The 20422-nt window shown below is 59.0% G+C and carries 14 protein-coding genes and 1 pseudogene; 3 read left to right on the forward strand and 12 right to left on the reverse strand.

The window, feature by feature from the left end; genetic code table 11:
• The first annotated feature begins 10 nt into the window (after window positions 1–10).
• Together GDA65_07625 and GDA65_07630 are read left to right on the forward strand one after the other, a co-directional pair.
• Window positions 11–1180, forward strand: coding sequence for a hypothetical protein (locus tag GDA65_07625; GenBank protein MBA5862562.1), 1170 nt, complete (start codon window positions 11–13; stop codon window positions 1178–1180).
• A gap of 173 nt (window positions 1181–1353) precedes the next feature.
• On the forward strand, window positions 1354–1734 hold the full coding sequence (locus tag GDA65_07630; protein MBA5862563.1) for a hypothetical protein: 381 nt from the start codon (window positions 1354–1356) through the stop codon (window positions 1732–1734).
• Window positions 1735–2011: 277 nt separating this feature from the next.
• Here the strand turns inward: GDA65_07630 and GDA65_07635 are convergent, their stop codons facing one another.
• The 7 genes from GDA65_07635 to GDA65_07665 all read right to left on the reverse strand — a co-directional run bounded on the left by GDA65_07635 (window position 2012) and on the right by GDA65_07665 (window position 10584).
• Complete coding sequence (locus GDA65_07635; GenBank protein ID MBA5862564.1) at window positions 2012–2578, reverse strand: DUF882 domain-containing protein; 567 nt, start codon at window positions 2576–2578, stop codon at window positions 2012–2014.
• A gap of 302 nt (window positions 2579–2880) precedes the next feature.
• The gene (locus GDA65_07640) at window positions 2881–4293 is read right to left on the reverse strand and encodes a response regulator (GenBank protein MBA5862565.1); all 1413 of its coding nucleotides are present in this window, start codon (window positions 4291–4293) and stop codon (window positions 2881–2883) included.
• A gap of 106 nt (window positions 4294–4399) precedes the next feature.
• On the reverse strand, window positions 4400–4789 hold the full coding sequence (locus GDA65_07645; protein MBA5862566.1) for a hypothetical protein: 390 nt from the start codon (window positions 4787–4789) through the stop codon (window positions 4400–4402).
• Between the two features lie 389 nt (window positions 4790–5178).
• Window positions 5179–5826: a response regulator gene (locus tag GDA65_07650; GenBank protein ID MBA5862567.1), complete on the reverse strand. Its 648-nt coding sequence runs from the start codon at window positions 5824–5826 to the stop codon at window positions 5179–5181.
• 30 nt (window positions 5827–5856) lie between these two features.
• Window positions 5857–8997 (reverse strand): PAS domain S-box protein, encoded by a 3141-nt coding sequence (locus tag GDA65_07655; protein MBA5862568.1) that lies wholly within the window; start codon window positions 8995–8997, stop codon window positions 5857–5859.
• Between the two features lie 250 nt (window positions 8998–9247).
• A complete protein-coding gene (locus tag GDA65_07660) occupies window positions 9248–9676 on the reverse strand; it encodes an NUDIX domain-containing protein (GenBank protein ID MBA5862569.1) in 429 nt (142 codons plus the stop codon).
• Between the two features lie 50 nt (window positions 9677–9726).
• Window positions 9727–10584 carry an SDR family NAD(P)-dependent oxidoreductase gene (locus GDA65_07665; protein MBA5862570.1) on the reverse strand — a complete coding sequence of 286 codons (858 nt, stop codon included), beginning with the start codon at window positions 10582–10584 and terminating at the stop codon, window positions 9727–9729.
• 286 nt (window positions 10585–10870) lie between these two features.
• Here GDA65_07665 and GDA65_07670 point away from each other — a divergent pair, with 286 nt between their 5' ends.
• Entirely contained in the window at window positions 10871–11554 is a 684-nt protein-coding gene (locus GDA65_07670) for a hypothetical protein (protein ID MBA5862571.1), read from the forward strand.
• Window positions 11555–11642: 88 nt separating this feature from the next.
• On the opposite strand, the gene GDA65_07675 is transcribed toward GDA65_07670, so the two are convergent.
• The 5 genes and pseudogenes from GDA65_07675 to GDA65_07695 form a co-directional block, all read right to left on the reverse strand.
• The gene (locus GDA65_07675) at window positions 11643–14117 is read right to left on the reverse strand and encodes a CHAT domain-containing protein (GenBank protein MBA5862572.1); all 2475 of its coding nucleotides are present in this window, start codon (window positions 14115–14117) and stop codon (window positions 11643–11645) included.
• 18 nt (window positions 14118–14135) lie between these two features.
• Window positions 14136–15425 carry a filamentous hemagglutinin N-terminal domain-containing protein gene (locus GDA65_07680; protein MBA5862573.1) on the reverse strand — a complete coding sequence of 430 codons (1290 nt, stop codon included), beginning with the start codon at window positions 15423–15425 and terminating at the stop codon, window positions 14136–14138.
• 309 nt (window positions 15426–15734) lie between these two features.
• Window positions 15735–17408 (reverse strand): annotated as a pseudogene (locus tag GDA65_07685) (BamA/TamA family outer membrane protein).
• Window positions 17409–17967: 559 nt separating this feature from the next.
• On the reverse strand, window positions 17968–19446 hold the full coding sequence (locus GDA65_07690; protein MBA5862574.1) for a tryptophanase: 1479 nt from the start codon (window positions 19444–19446) through the stop codon (window positions 17968–17970).
• Complete coding sequence (locus tag GDA65_07695; GenBank protein MBA5862575.1) at window positions 19370–20353, reverse strand: hypothetical protein; 984 nt, start codon at window positions 20351–20353, stop codon at window positions 19370–19372. The genes GDA65_07690 and GDA65_07695 overlap by 77 nt, the downstream gene beginning before the upstream one ends.
• Window positions 20354–20422 lie beyond the last annotated feature (69 nt).

Here is a 20422-nt window from a genome sequence, read left to right on the forward strand (position 1 = left end):
AGGCCACACCATGTCCGCGTTGCTCACCCCGGAACTCATTGCCTCCACCATCGAACAAGCCCCGATCCAGGGCAGGATCATGCTCAAGCTGCTGCTCTTGCAGCACTTCGACATCACGCCCGAGGAGATCAGTCATATCGCAGCCGATCGACCGGACCCCCGCTGCGTGGCCGGTTCCAAACCGATCCACCAAATGGTCAAACAGGATGCGTTGCGGGATGTGACCAATCGACGGGATGAGTATCGCCGGCGAGTCCGGCTACGGCGGGAGCGTTTGTGGCTGCAAATGGAAGCCATGAAAGGAATGATTGCCCTGGCTGAAGGAATGGCCCGGGCGGCAACCGACCTCCTCCGCACCCGTTACAAGCTGACTGCTGAAGCCGTGGAGGCGATCAAACAAGGCGCGCGCGCCGCAGTCCCCAAGCCGGCGATTCGGCAATTGAATCGGCGATGGGACGAAAATGATATTTCCGCCGAGGCCTATCAGGAAGCCAGGCTTGGCCTGGAGATCCAGGCGCAACTCCGCTTGATTGAAAAGTACAGGAAGCGCCTCGAAGTCTCGGAACGGGAATGGAAATCGATCAATGCCGCTCCTTTGCAGGATCACGAAATCGGCCATATTTGGGGTATCCCTGCCGGGAGCCTGGCCGGCCGAAAGGTGAAACATCTCCATCAATATCTTCACGCCATTCAAACGACCCTGCAAACATCGTCCGCCCAGGCGGTCCCGACCACGGGAGCGCTCGATCTCTGGAAAGAAACACTCGCGGTCCTTGGCGAACGGCCGGTTGAACGATCCATTGCTCTCTATGACGGGCTTGAGCGAACCGAAGAAGCGTTGGTGGAGAAACTCCGGACATTCGCTTGGGGTACCCTCGGGGAAGACCTGGAGGCAAAGTTCTGGTTGTCACTCGTCCATGGCGCCAGTTCTAATGCCGTTCACTCGGAAAACACTCGGTCCGTCTTCGGTTTGCAGCGGCTGCTGGCCGTTCTGTCAGAAATTGACTCCAGCCCGGACGCCCTCGAGGAGGAACTTCTGGCCCGCACGGCGCCGACCCCCAAGGATGCCCCTGAACTCACCAACGAGGCAGCCCAACCAGCGGCAGAAGAAATGGGACAGATGCAACAACATGTTCTGACCAGTTTCATCGGAGAGTTACACAACGATCTTCAGCGATGACGTGCTGTCGGCAGCTGCCGATCGATCTGAACCATCGACCGGCTTCCCGGGCCTGGTCGGATTTCTTTCGTAACCGACTTCTCAGCACGGAGTGAATTTTGTATAATCCAACTATCATGCAGCACAATCATGACAGGGTTTCTCCCCGATCGATGGTGAGAGGCTTCGTTCCGATGCTGTGCACGCTCATATTCTTCCTCTCCACCATGCCGGTCGCTTCGCTCTCTGCGGCAGGCCTCGTGGAAGTCACGGAGCTTCTGGCCCATCCCGATCACTACAATCATCAAGTCGTTACTGTCAGTGGACGTGTGAGCAGCTTCCAGCTTGCCACCAATCGTGATGGGCAGCCGGCGTTCGGCTTTCTTTTGCAGGATACCGCGGGAACGGTGAAAGTGGTGGGTCTGGGAAAGGCGGATGTTCGAGAAGGTGACTACGTCGTGGTCGAAGGAATCTTCAGCCGGCTACGTCAGGCCGGTCGCGCCATTGTCTATAACGAAATCAAGGCCACCTCGGTGCAATCCATGGCCAAAATGAATCCCGACCTCGTGGGATAACCGCTCGTCAGGGCCGATCGTTCCGCCCCACCCGTCACTCCGCAGATTGCCTCTTCTCACTGTCAGTCCGTAGGGCGCGCTTGTTCGCAACTGCGGATCCTGCTCACGAACAAGGCTTGCCCTTCACTCGATTGCCTGCCCGCATGACCTGATCCATGACGAACATCTCACATGGAATGGTAACACCGCTCGAATCCCTATTGAGGAAGGCGGCACGGTCAGCCATTCATAGCATCTGTACTGGAAGGTGGACAGAGGCGAGTCGAAACGTGAAGCATTACCAATGCCGGAAAGGCCCTGAATCAAGATGCACAAACTTCCCGCGCGGATAATATCCGACGCCGCCGCAACCAAGTCGCAAGGCAACTTCCCGAACAGTCCGTAACGGTACTCCGGGAATCTGCACATCAACCGCCTGCCCTGAAACATGATAACTGTGGCGAGCTGCGCGAGTGCCCATTCTGATGAGCTGTTCGTTATATTCCGGAGAACGGTATCCGGATACGATATGGATGTCCCGCCGCCCCCCGATCCGCTGCTGAACGAGATTCACGAATTCGATGAGATGCACATCCATCGTCGTCGTTTCATTCGTATGGTGGCAGCGCAGAAAATGATTGAGCTCGTCAAGCGCCGCCTCATCGTATGCGCCGCTCTCAGTCCGATACGTGACCGATACGCGTTCTTCGGTCTGCAGATTGTATAAACTGATGCGTCCGGCTGCAAACCGCGACGCTCGCGCCTCTGGGGGCAAAGCGAGGCGGGCGACCAATAGCGCAGCGCCCACTGTCACCGTACGCAAAAAATCCCGCCGACTTGACAAGGACAGGACCTCGGATGGCATCAGGTTACTCCCAGCGAATAATGTGAACGTATCTCGGGCCCGTCCCGGACAGCGTCGTCGTGGTTCGCGCCGAAGACCGGAGGTGGCCTCGTATCCCTTCAGGCCGACTGCACGATGGGACAAACCCGGTGCAAATGGGCTGACGATGCCTTGGAAGGACCAGACCGGCAGACTGTTCTTCTTAACAAATAGTCGAGAAGCGGTCAATCAATTTACATACATGAGCGGTCTGCGCCGACTGCGCGATCGTTTTCTCCGCTCTCCTCGCCCGATCTCCTTCCTACGCAGTTCCCGCAGGGTGATCAATGCTCGGTCATCGACGCGCGCGGCGAGAGTCCTGGAAACCGGCGCGCCTCAAGGGATCGTTCCATCCCATATTGGCGCAGCCGCCGGTAGAGCGTGGAGCGACTAATGCCCAACTCCTGGGCGGCTCGGCTTAAATTCCCCTGCGAGAGCGTGAACGCTTTCATGATCAAATCCGTTTCAATCCGCTGCTGATTGACCTTCAGAGAAATTGAGCCGTCATCCTGCGGGGCCGCCTGGCAGGGTATATCCAAATCTGCTGCGGTGATATGTGTGCCTTCCGCCATGACCACGGCGCGACCGATCCGGTTGGATAACTCCCGCACATTACCCGGCCAGGAATAGGCTTGCATCGCCTCCAGCGCCTCACGGGTAAACCCGTATAGATGTTTATTGTAGTGCGCGGCCGCCTGGCGCAAAAGCGCCATGGCGATCAGCGACACGTCCTCGCCCCGTTCTCGCAAGGGAGGCAGATTGATGTGTACAACGCCCAGTCGATAGTACAGGTCCTCCCGAAACGTCCCCTTCTCGATGGCTTCCTTGAGATTCACATTTGTGGCGGCAATGATCCGGACATTCATTTCAATCGCCTGATGCCCACCAACCCGCTCAAACGTGTGATCCTGAAGAACGCGCAGCAGCTTGACCTGCAGCGCGTTGGGGAGTTCTCCGACCTCATCAAGGAACAAGGTCCCACCCTGAGCAGACTCGACCTTGCCATTTTTCTGTCCGACGGCGCCGGTAAACGCTCCACGTTCATACCCGAAGAGCTCCGATTCCAAAAGGCTTTCCGGAATAGCCCCGCAGTTGATCGGAATGAACGGGCCCTGTCTCCGCAACCCTCGCGCATGAATGGCACGCGCGGTCACTTCCTTGCCCGTACCGCTTTCGCCGGTGATCAGGATCGGCGCATCGCTGGTCGACACCTTACGAATCGCGTCAAAGATCCGGTGTATACTGGCGCTCATGCCGAGCATGCCGCTGAATTCTTCCGGCCCGCCAACCACTGTCGTTCCCCTGGCCTCCTGCTCCAGATCGGCGATTCGTGCGACCCGCTCTATCCCCTGTTGCAACTGGATGGCATCCAGCGACTTGAGTAAGACGTCGCAGGCGCCGCACTGCACGGCACGAACCGCCACACTCCGTTCCGGTCGCCCCGTGTACGCGATCACTTTTCCGGGGTATCCGGTCTGACGCAACGTTTGCAGGATATTCAATCCATCTTCAGCAGACGGGCGGGATGGTGCATCGATATCCACGAGCATGACCGGATGGGCCTGTTCATGAATAGGCAACAGCGTTTCTGTCGTCCACGTTGCCGTCGACACCTCGAATGCCTCCCCGATCAATTTCTGCGCTGCGGAAACGGTCGACTCATCAGGTCCGACAATCAATAGACTATGCTTCGTCATGATTCGGCTCCTTTCGGCAGGTAAGACCACAGGCGCCGGTCAGGCAGACCATCGTCTCACGCGCTGCAAGATAAGGGTGCGGGCTCTCGTCCGGCTTAACGGCTTGTTACGACAGCGGCGACGGGGGGTCCAGCGAGTCGCACATAAACACATCGGCGCCGAAGGGCTTCGCCAGCGCTGGGAATGCCCCATTCGCCTGCTGAACGGTCCGATCCAGCATGGCAATGATCGGCACTTGCGGGCAGGTTCGTTTCAGATGGGGAACCGCCATATGCAGGGGCGTGGAGAATGATGACAGTCCGACCACAATTACATCCGGACGCAGTTCCTTGAGATGATGCTCTAATTGTGGGACAGCAGACGTCATGGTGGCTTGGTAGCCATGCAGAGCGAACCAGTCGGCATATCGATACCCGCTGGCGACGTCCTCGTAAATCACCGCCACTGTCGGCCGCTTTCCTGAGCGCGCACCCTTGTTGCCCGTTGATCGCACCATAAGCTCCCCCCACAGATGGATCGAATCAGGTTGCGGTGTGAACGTTTGCGAGTTGAACCAACCGCTGCTTCATTTGCGGTCCCCACCACGTGAGATCCTGCAACATTGCAGCTTCCCTCGGGCTTAGGCTGAGCAGGATATCCGACCAGCCTTGACGAAACGATCCCGTTCCGCGATCCACAGTTGAGCGCTCGGCCGCCGGGTGGCCTTGCGCCGCGTCAAAAAGGGCCACCAATGTCGTCGTATTGGAGATCCAGGCCCTTGTCATCTCGGAGAGCATAGGCCCGGAGGGTCAGTGAGGCTATCGGTTGGGACGCGATTCTTGTGTCACAATCAGACAGTGCGAAGACGTCATGGTTAGTTCGACAACTCTCCTCTTCTGAAGGCCATCACACGACGAGGCCATGTTGCAAGGCATACCGGGTCAGCTCGGCGTTATTTTTCAAATTCATCTTGTCTAGAATTCTCGCACGATACGTACTGATCGTCGTGACACTGAGATGAATACTCTCAGCGATATCACTGACGGTTTTCCCGGAAGCAATGAGGCACAACACTTCATATTCCCGATCCGACAATCGCTCATGCGGCAGCTTATCGACCCCGGTTCTCACCGTTAACGCCAGCGCTTCACCCACGGAGGCGCTGACATATTGCCCGCCCGCCATGACTTTTTTCGCGGCATGGACTAACTCCTCCGGCGCACTGGCCTTCGTGAGATACCCCGCCGCGCCGGCTTTGAACATCCGTATGGCATACTGATCTTCAGGATGCATGCTCAAGATCAAGACCGGCAGAGTGGGCGCCAGTTGCTTCAGTTCCTTCAGTACCTCCGGGCCACTCCGTCCGGGCATGCTGATGTCCATCACCACCAGATCATAAGCCTGTTCGCGAACCCGGTCGAGCATCTCCTGGGCGTTTCCACACTCGGCCATGCTGGCGCCTTCGAACCCCTCTTCAAGGATGTCCTTCACCCCACGCCGAAAGGAGGGATGGTCATCGACCACTAGAATTCGCACGGTGGCTGTATCTCGCATCGTTTCCTCCATCAAGCCCTATCCCTTTCCTTAACGAGGCAATTGCAACGTAATGGTCGTCCCGTGATCTTCCAGCGTGTCAATCTGCACATCTCCTCCGAGAAGCCCGGCGCGCTCCCGCATTCCCAGCAAACCGAACGATCGAGCGTCAGCAAGCCGATCCTGGGGAATTCCTCGTCCATTGTCGCGGACCTGCAGCAACAATCCCACACCCTGGTCTTCCAACTGCACATGGACTTCCGTGGCCTGGGCATGGCGGGTGACATTTGTCAGCGCCTCCTGACAAATGCGAAACACGGCAGTGGCCTGTTCCGGGTCTACCCGCAAATCCTCATGACTGACCGCACAGTGACACGGAATCCCGGTACGGCGCTGAAAATCACGGCATTGCCATTCGATCGCCGCGACCAGGCCCAGATCATCCAACACACCCGGGCGTAATTCCGCGACGATCCGCTGCACGGACGTGATGGTGCTGTCGACCTGCTCCTTCATGCCGCGAATCTTGTCATCCACCTTGGCGCGGTCGCGCGGAATCAGCCGCTCCCCCAACAGACCACCCAATCGAGACAGATCGATTTTCAGGCAGGTCAAGCCGACTCCCAGTTCGTCGTGCAACTCTCGCGCAATGCGCCCGCGCTCTTCTTCACGAATCCCCTCCATCCGTCCTGAAAGTTTGCGCAGCCGGCGCAAGGAATCCTGCAACTGCGCCTCGGCGCGCTTTCGATCCGTCGTATCTTTGAACACGACGACGGCGCCGGCAATGTCACCCCGTTCCGAAATGGGCGTACTCACATATTCCACGGGAAAACTCGTCCCATCCTTGCGCCAGAATGCGCTGTCCACCTGCTCCCGGATTTCACCGTCCCGAATCGTGTCCGCAATCGGGCAACGCAGTTCTCCGAACGGTTGTTCGCACAGATCAGGAGGGAAGACCAGGGGATGCATCGATCGGCCGATCATCGCCTCCGCCTCCCACCCGAACATGTTGGCCGCCGCCGGATTCACGAACGTCAAACGTCCCCCGCGATCGACGCCGTAGATGCCTTCTCCTGCAGAGTTCAGAATCACTTGATTGTGATAATGCAGGCGATCCAGTTGTTCCTCCGCCGACCGCCGCTCGCTGATGTCCCGCATAATGATGGTGAAAAAGAGGTCCGATCTCCCCTTCCAGGACGTCACGCTCAACTCCAAGGGAAACTCGTCCCCTTGTTTCCGGCGACCGATGAGTTCCAGAGTTTTACTCGTGAATTGCACACGTTCGAGCACGCGGACCCGTTGAACGTTGCGTTCCAGCTCCTCGTGATACTGTTCCGGAATAATCATCGTCACAGGCTGTCCGATAATGTCTTCGGCCGAATACCCGAAGGTCGCCTCCGCGCCCTTGTTCCAAAAAGCCACCTTCATCAGGGCGTTGACGAGCACAATGGCGTCCTTGGTCGATTGCACGATCGACCGCAACCGCTCCTCGCTGATCCGAAGCGCATCTTCGATCCGTCGGCGCTCGGTCACATCGCGGATGATCCCCAATACGCCGACCACGCGCCCTTGGCGCATTTGCGGGGTGCCGACAAATTCTCCGGTCACATACCCGCCTTGTTTCGTGCTGATTTGCATCGAACAGGTCAGCGGGGTGCCGCGCTCAAGGATCGCCTGCAGGACATCCTGACAAAAGCCTGCATCGTCAGGATGCAGCAGAGCCGCAAGCGGTTCTCCGATCCATTGCGAACGGGACCAGTTCGTCACCGTTTCAAAGGCCTGGTTGAGGGAGGTCATGGTCGTGTCGGCCGAGAGCGTGAAGATGATATCCCGCGCCCCTTCCACCAGACTCCGGAATCGATATTCCGATTCAAACAGCGCATCCTGCGCCCGTTTGAGCCAGGTGATATCATGAAACACCATCACGGTTCCGCTTAGCAGTCCCGCCTCGTCCCTGATCGGTCTGGCATTAATACTGACCCAGCGCCCCGGAACATCGTGCGAAGCCCGCATGTAGACTTCCAGCCAATCGACCTTTTCCCCTCTCAACGCGCGCGCCAGCGGCCACTCTTCGCGCTGGAATCGCGTCGCCGTGTCGCCATGAAAAAACTCGTACCGATCAACCCAGTCGATCGGCGGGATGTGTCCAGGAGAAAAACCCACAATACTTTCGATGGCAGGATTGGCCATCACCAGCCGTCCCATCGCATCGGTCACGACGACTCCGTCTCCCATGCTTCGCAACACGGAGTTGACGATTCTGGTCTGCTCAGTTAAGGCCTGCTCGGACCGTTCCAGCGCTTCAGCCCGATCCCTAAGCGCCCGTTCCGCCTGCGCAATCCCCGCCGATTGTGTCCTGACGGCATCCTCATAGACGCGGAGCAACTGTTCCGCCACGGCTAAGCGGGATTGATGCCGAAGACTTGTCGCCGGCTCAGACAGTGATCCAGCGTGATGAATCACAGCATTGTCCGGGGAAGAGGCCTCATCAAATGCCAGGAGGGAAGTTTTCAAGCTGAGGGCGAGTGATTTGCACAGCGCCGCGGTCTCACGCGGAACCGGCGTCCTGGAAAACAATATCACGGCGAACAAATCGCGCGACGGCAGGATCCCGCCGAAACACAACACTGACTTGACCCCGTACTTCCCGACAAACCCGTCCTGCACCGGCACATAGGGACTGCCCTTCGCATCGGGCACATAAAATACGTTGTAGGTCTTCTCTTCCAAATCGACCAGCCATTCACCATCCGGTCTCACAGCGAACTCCGTGGACACGCCAAACTGATGCAGGAGTTGTGAAAACATCGGGAACTGTTTCACGAAATCGGCGCTGACCATCGGAATAACTCGGTACCGGTGAGAACGATCGACCCGATTCCAATCCGGCTCCGCGCCGGTTGAGGCGACGAGTGTGAAACACCTCAAGTCGGGAAACGGAGCGATCCCTCCGAGCTGCTCCCGGACTAACTGCTGACGTTCGGAATCCAAGCGGCTGTAGGAAATGGTTTTGAAACAACGGACCAGGACACAATCCTGTTGTCCTGTTTCCGGATCGCCGAGCGCGCTGAAGAGATAGTGTACGGCCTTCGACGCCGCCTCCTGCAAAGAACTCGACTGCTCGCCCAATTGACGCAAGACAGCCGAACACTCGGTCATCTCCAACAGGGAAAAGCGAGCCAGACTATACACAGGCGGGCCCTCGGGTGAACGATGGGGGATGACTGATCAACGCGCCACTGATTGACGTGTCGGGAGATGCCGGGTCGTGAGGGAGGGCGCGTACCGGAGAACTCTGGCCTTTCAACGCGAGGCGCAGAACCACTCTGAAGGCGAGTCTAGTAAAGAGCGCCAGGCTTGTCAAGGCGCGTAGATCGCAGAAAGACGTGACGCGTCATCGAATGGAACAGACGATCCATCACAACGTGACACAGAGCAGGCGCTATGGCTCTCGCGAAGGAGGATCCAGTCCGAGGGCCTGCGACAACAACGCCGCGTCGGAGGCATACGTCAGTCTCCGTAAGGCTTCCATCCGCTCGACCCATTGCACCTCTTCTACTTCTCCGTCAGGGATACCGGTCAGTTCGAGCGGTTCCATTTTGAACCACACAACCGTTTTGCGGTATCGACGGCCCTCTCGTTGGAACCAATATTCGGTCGTGGAGAGATCGGCCTCAATACGGCAACACCAGCCCGTCTCTTCAAGCACTTCCCGCAATGCGGCCTGCGCCGGAGTTTCACCGGCATCGAGCCGCCCCTTCGGAAATGACCAGACCGGACGACCTTTGATGTCGGACACTCGAACCAGCAGGACATCCTGTTCCCGCAAGACCACGCCGCCTGCCGATCGGACCAACCCTCCTTCAGCCATGCCGCGCCCCTCTCTGCTGACGCCCTTTCGACCCGCCGGAATGCGCCGGCTTACCCACGGCGCGACAGTCCCAAAAACCACGCAAGGAGACGATCCTGAGCGCCATCAGGCAGCAGCCACTTCAGAGCCGCTCTGAATCGCGCATCTTTGCCGACCAGGTACCGCGCACGCGGGCATGGCACGGTCAACGCGCGCGCGACCACCCGGGCAACGGTATCCGCAGGAATGGCACGGGCGGCCGCCCCGGCCATCACGTCCTGCAGACGCGCTAAGGGTTGCGCATACAGGGCCAGCGATTCCGGCGCAACCCCGCCAAGTGTACGCGTGGCCGACAGCGTGGCCCGCTGCCAAATCTGTGATTGGATGGCGCCGGGTTCGACCAACGACACTGTGATTCCCCAGGGCGCCAGTTCCAATCGCAAGGCATCACTCATCGCTTCAAGCGCAAATTTTGATCCACAATAGGCGCCGAGAAACGGTGTGGCCGCCAACCCGGCAATCGAACTGATATTCACGATGCGTCCTCGTGCCCGACGCAGCAACGGGAGCACTGCCTGCGTCACGGCCAGCGCCCCGATGACATTCACCTCAAACTGTGTCCGCACTTCCGCAAGAGGCAGCAGTTCCAACGGGCCCGCAATGGAGATCCCGGCATTGTTCACGAGGCCGGCCAATCCGGCTTCAGGCAAGGCCTCAGTCAATGTTCGATTCGCCGCCGCGATCGAGGCGGGATCGGTCACATCGAGCATCAGCACACGAAGACGATCGGATGTCGAACGCGCCAAGGCTTCGCCATCCTCCTTGCGCCGGACGCCGGCCCACACCGTAAATCCTAACCCATCAAGATGCCGCGCGCAGGCCGCTCCGATGCCGGACGATGCCCCGGTGATGACGATGGCTCCTTGCACTGACCTGCTCCCGCTGTTGACAGATTGTTCGCCAGGCGAGCCCGCGCGCCGGCGGTTTCAGTCACGCCCGAGAATATCATGCGCACGGGGTAAGAGGCATCAGAGAGTCCGACAGAAGAACCCTCTCAGGATTTTCAGTAGGGAATGCGCCGCGCGAAGAAAAGAGTTCAGTATTTTCGGTTGCTTGTTCGACACGCGCTGATGACATGCGACGACCCCGGAGCGAGCGTTCACCCTGCTGGTCAGCCGGATTTGACAATCAGGCATCCTCATCTAGACTTGATTCATGCGCACACACACCATCTATTCCAGAAGCGGCACAGCGTTGAACATCGTGATGCTCCTTGCCGTCTCGCTGTTCTCCTGGTTTGCCCTCCTCCCCTCCCCCGCACATGCCAGTCGAACTCTCGTCGTGCCGATCTCTGTCGCGACGTATACCGAAGACCAGGTGGGCTTCCCGACGTTCGTGATGAAATGGGACGAGGGTGCTCAGCCGGACCCGTTGGCGTTGCGATGGGGGCGCAGTCAGGTTCCTGTTCGAGGAACCGGCATGACATCAATCCAGCAGGCCTTTCAATTCGCCGTCAATCGTCTGCAATCCTCCGTTCGCCCGACCGGCACCGTGTCCCTCTATGCGACCTTTACGGGTCCCCTCAGCGCGGGAGGTGCAACGGCGGAAGCGGCTTTGGCAATCGGATTCCTCGCTCTGCTGAAGGGTGACCACCTGAAGCGGGACATTACGATCACCGGCACGTTGGAAGGCGATGGTCGAATCGGGCAGGTGGATCAGGTGGCGGAAAAAACGATTGCCGCCGCGAGAGCAGGCTACCACGTGCTGCTAGTGCCGCGCGGGCAATTTTATGCGCCTCGAATAAATCGCGTCAGTTTGACTCAGGAGGCGAACGTCCTGGTCCGCGAAGTGGACACGATCGAAGAAGCCTATGAACTCATGACGGGAAAGAAACTCTAGTCCTGCCCCTGTCCATCCGCTGCACGCCGTTCAGGCAAGCATTCCGTGCCACCCACGACATCCGCGCAGAACTCTTCCAGACCGGCTCCTACATCCAATTGTTGATGAGGAGAAATGCCGCCCAGAAACTCGGGTGCGCGTGACCGCGTTGAGAGAGAATTTTTTGCTGAGCCCGCTGCAAGGCCACGGCCTTTGAAATCGCGGGGTCCTGCAGTTGCCGGTAGAATTCCGAGACGAGTTCCGTGGTCGTTTCATCGTCCGAGGTCCACAAACTCGCCAGCGCCGTCCGTGCCCCTGTCTTGACGGCCACCCCCGTCAACCCGAGCGCCGCGCGATCATCTTCAGCGGCAATTTCGCACGAGCTGAGCGTCAGCAAATCCAGCGGCTGCTGCCGATATTGCTGAAGTCCCACCAGCTGCGACAGTCTGTCCATCGTGATTTTGCCGTCATGCGCCAACACAAACGAATCTCTCGCCTCGGCGCCCATGACGGTGCGGGAGGCCACATGGACGATTCCCAATCCCTGGTCCTTGATCTCTTCCTCCAACGCCGGCGAAGAGAACTGTTTGTTCATCAGCAGCTTCCCGCCGTACATCGTTCTGATCGCCTGCACTTCGGTCTCCGCATATCGCGGAGCAGGCTGGCCCTCGACCGACTCAGTCAAACCGACCGACAGGAGACTCCCTTTGCGGCGTTGAGCGGGACTCATATCGGTTAGCGCCAGGCTCGGCGTGACAGCCACGGCGAGTGAGTCCACGAGAAAGTGTCGGCCATCGTGCAAGGCCCCCATCGGAATGGTCCTGAGCGATCCCTCGGCCACCATCACGAGAGTGTGCACACCGGCCCCTTGCAAATCCTGCTGAATGGGCCCCACCAGCCACCCGTGCAGGGTCTGCGCCGAAGACAGGTAATTCTGTGATTGCGAATCCTGAATCAGCCGCCTGAACGAACGAATTTCCTGCGTCAGCTTCTCTCCCGTCACAGGAACCCTGACTTGTTTGAGTCCGGTGGAAGTTTCCAAGAGCAGTTCGAGCCGGTCGGGGAACGCAATCGGATAGATCACCGCGGTGCCGGGCGCCAGTGCGCCTGCGCCTCGATGACTCGCCACCGTGGCGACACAATCGTCCTGAAAATAATCCTGCAGCTCGGCCGCCCGCGAGACCTCGATGACGTCTTTCACCTGCACGAGCAACTGTTCATTCTGGTCCGGCGTCTTCGCGACTGCCGCCCGCCGCAACAACACATCCTCATACTCCACAAACAACGGCGCCACGGACTCGTAGTACGAATGATGCCGCCCCTGATACCCGACGGAATATTCATAACGGATCGGCTTCAGCAGCGTCATGGCGCGCTGATAGGCGGCCAGGGCCTCCTCGTCCTTGCCCTCCGCGCGCAACAACCTCGCCGTTTGCCATTGCCAGCGGTAGAGCGATTCCGGCGCATTCACTTTTTGGGCGGCAAAGGCGGCCTTCCGTGTATACTCCAACGCCTCAGGATTCCGATGTTCCTGTTCCCGCAACCCGCCCAGATAACCCCACGCATATGATTGACCGCGCGCATCGCCAACGCGTCCGGCAGCTTCACCGGCCGCCGTAAAGGCATCCGCCGATTGTCGCAACAAGCCGGCTGCAGACCCGGCGGAAGCCACGGCCTCCGTTGCGCGGCCCTTCGCCGCATCCGACTTCTTTGCCGTGCCGGATTTCCCCGTCCTGGCGGCAAACAACTCCTGATATCCAAGGCCGATATTCAACAACCCCGCGGTTTTTGCTTGTCCGTCTCCCAGCGATCGGACATCCGACCAGGCTTGATCCAAATGGCGATGCGCTTCCCCCAGTTGCTGATTCTGGAGCAACGCCATCGCGCCATTGATTTGCGCCGTGGTTGCCAACGCCTGTTGCTGGGTCTCGGTGGCCAGCGTCCGGCTTTCCGCATACACGTCGATCGCTTCGGCAAACTGCCGGCGAGCCGTCAGGGCATTACCCAGATCGTTCAAAATCCCGGCCACCAGAACAGGCTTTTGTTCCTCCCGCGCCAGCGTCAAGGCTTTGGTCAAATGTTCGGTTGCGGGTTCATCTTTTCCGAGCACATGGAAGGTATTGCCGAGCTGAGCGAGAATCGTCGCCGTGAGACCGCGCTCACCGGCCTGCTCCGACAATTTGAGCGCGGCTTGCAAGGTCCCCTGCGCGCGACGGATCTGCCCCTCCTGCTGAAGCGCATGCGCGACGTTGATCAAGGCCTGACTTTGGAATTTTGCCTGCCCGTTTTCTTCGTACCCGCGCGCGGCATTCATCCAGTGCGCGGCCGCCCGGGCAAAGGCACCCTGCTGAAACTGCGTGGCGCCCTGCCGCATTTCTTGGGCAGGCGTAATCGACGACGCGCCAGAGCCGCCCAACAATTCCAGCGTCAGCCCGTTTGCAGGCCAGGCGAACCCGCCCAACACAAGCACGCCGAGGCTCAGCATCGTCAACGGCGAAGACAGCGTGCGCGGACCGGCCGGATCAGGAACCCCATGGCTCCGCTTCATGCCGCGGCGAGTGATCATGTTACGCTTCGTTGGCATGACATCCTCCTTGGGGAACTAGCACCCCTGCCATGATTCCATAAGTTGTGCGGTCGTCTGCCCCTGAATCTGCGTGGCGGCTGGTGCGGGAGCCCCGGGCTCGGCGTCGCCGCCGATTTCCTCCAGCACAACGGGCGCCGCCAGGGATCGTCCGGGCTCCGACGGCGTCACATCACGCGAGGCCTGCACCAGGCTGCTGAATTCGCCGTCTTTCCGTGCCGCACAACGGCTGGTCAATAATGGCGCCGGCGGGGCCGGAGCCTCCTGGGGAAGCACCATGGCTGCGCGATTCAAGAATGCCACCGGTTCGATAGGATTCGCCGGATTGAGGGTGGCCGCATTCGCGGCGGGAAGGGGCGGAAGCCCCCCAAGATTCACTCCCACGACTTGGATTTGCGTCACCCGTTGCGTAAACGAATTGGTCGTCGTGTTAACCTGCGCGCCCGTCGGCACGGTGACATTCGGACTCACATCAATGGAAGCAGGAATCACTCCGCCGCCGCCCGCGACAATCAGCGTTCCAGGCAACGCTTGGACTTGCCCGTTAGCCGATGCCCCGGAAAAAGGATTTCCAACAAACGGATTGGTGCTCATTTCCCCGCCCGAGCTCGTACTGCCGAGAATGACTCGCTGTGCGCTGATCCTCGATCCGTTGATCTGAATGCCTCCCCCCATCAACCCCAGCACAGCCCCGGTCTGCAGTACCGTTGAAGGAGACGAGAGCACGATCGAACCGTAGGGCCCCTGACCTAAAAATCCAAATGCCACCGGTGAACCGACGGTTAAGTTGTCGAAGGCCAGGAAGCCGGGGGTCGCGGTAAAGATGCCGCCATCGCTCAAACGCAATTGCTGAGCGGTGCTGAAATAGGCAGATCCGGATACATTCAAATGGGCGGAAGGGCCGAACACGATTCCAGCAGGATTCAGGAAGAACAGGTTTGCGTTGAGCGCCTGGACCGTGCCGTTAATGTTGGACGGCGATCCGCCGATCACCCGACTGATGACGTTGGACACGCCGCCGGGATTCACGAATGCCGCGACATCTCCTGTGCCGACGGAGAACTGATTGAAGCTATGAAAAAGGTTGGGTCCACCTCCCGGTCTGGTCCCGCCAGTAATGTTCGTGGTATTGCCCGAGGTGTTCAGAGACGTTCCAAGACCGCCCGGGCCGGAAGGGGTTGCGACAATGTTCGTGGCCTGCCCGTAGGCGATTGACCCGGTAGAGCCCATGAGCATCAGGAAGGCGAGAAACCCACGAACCAACAGCGGCGATCCTGCGGGGCGACATATCATGGTCAATCTCCTCATGTGATAAGAGAGGCCCCCTCTCTTACCTTAAACGGTGCGCAACTTCAACACGCCCTCAGCCGTCCCACCCACGGGTGGAGGGGGAACAGATCGGGCCGATTGGCCCTGGACATTCACCCCTGGTGCGATCGACCCGTTCGTCTGCTGCATGATGCGCCAGCAGGCGGTTTGAAGATCCTCGCCAAGACCACAGCCATGTACACTCGATGACACCCTGCGCGCCCTCAGCCGGAGCGCGCGCAGCCGCCGAAGGCTGCCCGGCTTTCCATGGCCGCCTTATTCATGACGATCCGTCGCGACTAACGCGGGCTAGAACGCCTCTACCACCAGTTGCAGATGGATGCCGTGATCCTGCAGGTTATTGCGGTCGGTATCGTATCGCTTTAGCTGTTTTCCATAATAAAGTTCGAAGTGACTCCCGCGCCAAAAATTCCAGATGACACCGGCGCCAAGACTCGCCAATGTTTTCGGAGGAGTACCGGGTGTTTGGGCGGTCGTCTGCCAGCCATGCCCCAAATCGAAAAAGGGCGCGAGAAAGACGGAGTCCACACCGGCTTTCGTCGTATACACCGGAACCCGCGCTTCGATCGATACCATGGCGGCATTGTCACGGATCAGCGTGAACTCCCGATAACCACGCACGCTATACCGGCCACCGACCGCAATCTGTTCGAGCGGGAACAGGTGATCGTTGGACAATTGCACGACTCCCCGGCTAACCAATTGTGTCCGCCATAAGGGAAGCTGGCGGATCCACTGGGCTTCGCCCAACCAGGAGAAGAACCGCGCATCCGGCAGGTTCGGATCACCATTGGCGGTCGCCCCTATTGCGCCGACACCAACGGAGAACCGTGATAACAGGGAGATCACCTGTTCAGCAGAACGCTGGGCATATTCCTGACCGAAACGCAGTGAGGTCACGCGGAACTTTCCGTTCGGCGCCCCGGTGATCAACTCAAAGGGGTTCCCGCCTAACGTACTCTCATTCCTGGCATGTTCGCCCGTGAGAGAAAACGCCAGTTCCCGGTCGGCCTTCCGGATGACGGGATGCCTGACCGAAAGCCCGAATATCTGAGCCTTATTCTTGATATCCAAGGAATCGAACGGCGACTCCTCGACCCCGAAATCAAAGCGGCGATATTGCAGCGCGACCGTCGTATCGCGAGGCCCCACCGGAATTTCGTATTTAAAATTGAGCATCGGGTTGACCCCGGCCGAACGCCCATATTGCAAACTCAGCGTATCGCCGAAGCCCAGCAGGTTCTGGTGGGCGAGCGTGACGAATCCTTGTTCCGCACCGACGACGGGAGATTGATAGTTATTGAATTCCAACCAAGCCTTTAACGGATTGGCTTCTTTCACTTTCACATTCAGCGTGTTTTCTCCGATGGTCGCGCCCGGCAACAGTTCGGCATTGATCCGTTCGACCCTGGGATTGGCTTGTATCACGCGCAACCGGTCTTGGAGCGCTTCAACATGCAGCGGAGGGCCGGCCGCCAAATTCACCCGGCTCTGAAAATACGAGGGCCGGAACCACTTGGTCTCCTCGACGTTGACCTGCGTAATCTTTCCCTCGATGATCTGCATGGTCAGCGTGCCGTCCGCGACATCCTGCTCCGGAACCACCGCGCCGGACGTCACATAGCCGTGGTTGACGTAGTAGTACGTGAGCGCGAGGCGCAACGCTTCCAAATCTTCCGCCGTCAACGCTCGATTCGTATAGGGAGCGGTGATTTCCGACAGCTGTTGCGAGGTAAAGGCCGTATTGCCGACCAAACGGATATCCTTGACCATGATCTTGGGTCCCTTCGCCGCCTGATCGAGCGCGCCGGGGGGAGTTGGTGTCGGAAGTTCAAGCGCAGGAGGCTGTGCCGGCGGCGGCACGACAGGCAACTGAGGTGGTTTCGGAGGTAACGGGCCGAGCTGCTGTGAATAAGCCGGCACGACCAGCGCGCCAGCCACTACTAAAGCCGCCACACCCGCAAGGGTCCCGCGCCATCGATGCAGAACATTCCCGCGCGTCGAACGACGGGATGAGCTGCCAGACACCGCCGGACCGCCGTCAGCCGCCACGGACATTTCCGGTTCCTGCCCCACCGACTTCTTCACACAAGCCATCAAGGCCTCCCCTCTTTCTTGATGACGGGGCACGGAGATTCGTGAACCAGTGCCCGTAAAATCATCTGCTCGCGATCATTGTTCCGCAATGACACCGCTGCTGCCCTACGCATCACGCACTCTCGGGAAACAACACGAAGTCGCACGGCAGTCGTCTATCAGCCGAGACGATACGTAGCTGTTTGGAAAGTCCGTCCTGGAAGGGTCTGCTTATAACATGTCTCGAAACAAAATACTCCTGGGGCCACGAAGTTTTTTGGTCAGGAATGAAGATGGATCAGGTTGGCACAGAGGGGGAGTCAGGAGCGAGGACAGGTCCGGTGGAGCAGGCCATATGGGCGGCAGTTGCGCGTGGAACGATCTTTTCCATCAAGCCCTGTCCCGCGGACACGATCTACGTATCGCCGAATGGGTCCCAGCCGCCTCATGACAAGGGCGCAGCCGCGAATCCCGCGCCGGGCCAGAAAATCCCGGCAGGCACTTCTTCCTCGAATCGGGCGGTAAAATGCCGCAACCGGGGAGCTTCATAGGTCATGACTAACCCTCCGATGGAGTCCCGGCGGTGGTGTAAATCGATCAGCGCGTCTGCCACAAAGGATAGATGCTGGTTCGTATAGACCCGGCGGGGAATCGCCAATCGCACAAGCTCAAGTTCCGGACAGATCGCCTGCCCAGTCGCCGGATCCCGCTTTCCGAACATCACGGTTCCGATCTCGACCGTGCGAATGCCATAGTCCCGGTACAGCGCCACGGCAAGGGCTTGCGCCGGGAATTGGGATTGTCGCAGATGCGGGAGAAATTCTTTCGCATTCACATAGACCGCATGGCCTCCGGTCGGCTTCACAATCGGCACGCCGCCCTCTTCCAGCAAAGCCCCCAGCGCCTGCACCTGTCCGATGCGATAGCGGAGATACTCCTCATTGAGTACTTCCTCCAGCCCTCTGGCCATCGCTTCCAGATCACGGCCCGCCAGTCCGCCATAGGTGGGAAATCCCTCCACGAGAATCAGCATGTCGGTGACCGCCTGCGCCCATCGCTCATCATTGAGGGCCAGGAATCCGCCGATATTGACCAGGCCATCCTTTTTGGCTGACATAAGACAGCCGTCGCCTAGGCGGAACAGTTCTCTGGCTATGTCACGAATTGGTCTGTCCGCATACCCCGGTTCGCGCTCCCGGATAAAAAAACAATTCTCTGCAAACCGGCAGGCATCGAAGAACAACGGGATGCCGTAACGATTCAGCACCTGCCTCGTCGCGCGGATATTTTCCATGGAGACCGGCTGGCCTCCCGCGCTGTTGTTGGTGATCGTGATCATGGCAAAGGGGATCCGTGAAGGCCCGACCAACTCGATGGTCTCTTCGAGTCGAGCGATATCCATATTGCCCTTGAAGGGCAATTCGCAATGCGGATCGTACGCCTCTCTGATCACCAGATCCTTCGCCTCCGCCTCCTGGTGCTCGACATTGGCCCTGGTCGTATCAAAATGAATGTTGTTCGGCACGCACATACCCGGTTTGACGACCGTGGAAAACAGCACATGTTCTGCCGCCCGCCCTTGATGCGTCGGGATCACGTAGCGGTAGCCGAAGAGGGAGCGTACGACCGCTTCGAAGTGATGGTAATTTTTACTGCCCGCATAGGACTCGTCGCCGAGCATCATCCCGGCCCATTGGGAATCGCTCATGGCCGACGTGCCGCTATCCGTCAGCAGATCGATGGCCACGCTCTCGGCGGGGACATGGAAGAGGTTGTACCCCGCTTTGCGGAGCAATCGATCGCGCTCTTCGCGGGTGGTCCGCTTGATGGGTTCGACGACTTTGATCCTAAACGGCTCGGACGGGAAGTTCACGGATCGACCTCCTGAAGTAGGCCAACTGCTCGTGAAACGGACCGGATCCATGGTAGTCGAATACGTATCGGGTCATGTCGAACAGCGGCGCCGGGTCGAGTTCCCGGATCATCTCCGGCTTCCAGGAAATCTGCAGACGATTGATCATCGTAATGGGCGTCGGCGTGCCGACCATCCCGAGCGGCACGCTCCCGTACGTTTGGGAAAAAATCAAAATTTCTCGATCGAACATGGCCGTATTCATATCGTCGGCCGCGCCGTATTTCCTGAAGTCCTCTTCCAATCGCTGAAAGGCGGGCGAATGAACCAGCGCCTCCCGGAAGGCATAAAACACCTTCACGCCCGCGCGCCGCTGGTCATCCATCACCTGAATGGCATCGGCCACGGTCGCGTCGTCCTGCATTTGTTCCTGCGTCAGAATCAGCAGCCGCCGGATCCGGACGTGTCGCCGCGCCGCGGCCTGATTCGCCAGCAGATAATTGGGATACAGCGCTTCCCCTTTTTTCCAGATATTCCAGCGTTCCATCATGGCATCGACGGACTGTTCCGCCGTCTCCATGAGCCGCACCGCCTCTGCGTTCGCCGCCGCCCCTTCGTACGTCAGGGTTTGCGCCTCCAATTGTTTCAATTCCCGGCCGATGGCTTCCACCTTCTTCGGCAGATAGCGCGGGCGCTTCGGCACATGCAGCATGACATCCACCGCCGTGAGAGCCAGGGTCCAGTATTCCTTGGCCTGTTTCGGAGCCTTGTCTTTTTGCGCGATCAGCAGCAGCTCTACCGGATTTTTATCCAGCAGCTTGGCCATCCTAATGCACAGTTCCGGTTTGGGAATCTTCAGGCCGCGCCGCATCAGGTTGGCTTCCGGCTGCGCAATGCCCAGTTTTTCGGCCAGCGCATAATCACTGCTCAAGTCATACCGATGCTTGACCGCGTCAAAGTACCTGGCAATTTCCATCATCCCGCTCCCGGCAACTGGTGATCTTTACCGAACCCGGCGATCCACAGACACACACCGTTTTCACCGTGC

Source organism: Nitrospira sp. CR1.1, from assembly GCA_014055465.1.
GTDB lineage: Bacteria > Nitrospirota > Nitrospiria > Nitrospirales > Nitrospiraceae > Nitrospira_A.